The organism is Clostridium amylolyticum, assembly GCF_900142075.1.
Classification (GTDB): Bacteria; Bacillota; Clostridia; order Clostridiales; family Clostridiaceae; genus Clostridium_AA; species Clostridium_AA amylolyticum.
Genome location: NZ_FQZO01000019.1, coordinates 1 through 1,353, shown reverse-complemented (window position 1 = coordinate 1,353; position 1,353 = coordinate 1). Strand labels below are relative to the sequence as shown.

2 protein-coding genes are annotated in these 1,353 nt (G+C 33.2%); both read right to left on the bottom strand.

The window, feature by feature from the left end; all coding sequences use genetic code 11:
- Positions 1-27 precede the first annotated feature (27 nt).
- Positions 28-936: an IS3 family transposase gene (locus tag BUA82_RS20245; RefSeq protein WP_278321601.1), complete on the bottom strand. Its 909-nt coding sequence runs from the start codon at positions 934-936 to the stop codon at positions 28-30.
- A 26-nt stretch (positions 937-962) separates the two neighbouring features.
- Positions 963-1,274 carry a transposase gene (locus BUA82_RS20240; RefSeq protein ID WP_073013012.1) on the bottom strand — a complete coding sequence of 104 codons (312 nt, stop codon included), beginning with the start codon at positions 1,272-1,274 and terminating at the stop codon, positions 963-965.
- Positions 1,275-1,353 lie beyond the last annotated feature (79 nt).

Sequence of the window (1,353 nt, the reverse complement as noted above, 5' to 3'; positions counted from 1 at the left end):
CTCGGATGGACCCCTTCAAATGGGACTTTATATTCGAATTACTAACTTACTCTTAAAATTGCTATCTTTTAGATTATAGAACCCATAAGGAGTTCTATAATCTATAGATGAATGTATACGTACTTTATTGTATCCATATACAAAATTATCAATAACATCTTCAGCTTCTTCTAAAGAATTGAATAGCTTTCCTGTTAGGCACTCATCTTGAAGGTATCTGTGATAAGACTCAATATGAGCATTATAATTAGGACTCTTAACTGGAATTCTTTCGTGAGTTATCTTTTCTTTAATACAGAACTTTTCGAAGGTATGTGCAACAAACTGTGAACCGTTGTCAGTTCGAAGGGTAAGCCCTTCTTTATCCTTTAACCCTCGATTGTAGAAAGCCATAATTAAAGCTTCCTGGGCAGACTCAGCATTTGGGGAAAGAGATAGTTTATATGCTAAAATACTTCTATCAAACACATCTATAATAGATGCTAGGTACGCCACTTGGCGTGTACCGGCTATATAGATATATTTCGTATCCATTTCCCAAAGCTGATTAGAGTTAGTTACCGTGTGGTTTTTACAGATTCTTTTATACTGCCTTACAGGCTGCTTTTTATCTCTTATCATACCCATAACGCTCATTAGTCTATATACTTTTTTCTTATTTATTTTCAACAAATACTTTCTTTTAAGTACTGCTGTAACCTTTTTATATCCATAAAATGTACAGAACTCAGTTGACTTTATCTCACTAATATATTTTTGTATAATTAAGTCATTTATCTTAAAATTAACAACATTATAGCTAAATCCTGGTATATTTCCTTCGGCTCTCCCAAGTGATTTGACTTTTTCATCAGCTAATTTTTTTCTTCGATAATAGGTTGATTTCTTAAGTCCAAGTATTCTAAGAATACTTGTTACGGGTGCTCCCGAAGAGATCCATTCCTCAGCATAATCATAATAATCTATTTCTGATTCTTTTTTTTTAATAAATCTCTAAGAACAGCTATTTCTAAGTCCTTCTCTTTATTCTCCTCCAAAAGGCGTCTATATTCATTCTTATAATTTACTATAACTTCACTTTCTTTTGTATCTGCCACATCTCTTGGTTTTAATGTCTGACCATACCGTCTGTAGTTTCCTTTCCAGTTGGACAGTAAACCTGGATGTATTCCATACTTAGCAGCAACTAAGGCATTGCTTCCATATTCTAAAGCTTCTTCAACAATCTTAACTCTCTCTTCTTCAGAGAATTTCTTTATAAACCTTATAGACATAAAAGACCTCCTCTTAACTGTATTTTAATTCTAACTTCATTCGAATTAATAGTCCAGCTTTTGGAGGGGGCCTATGAGT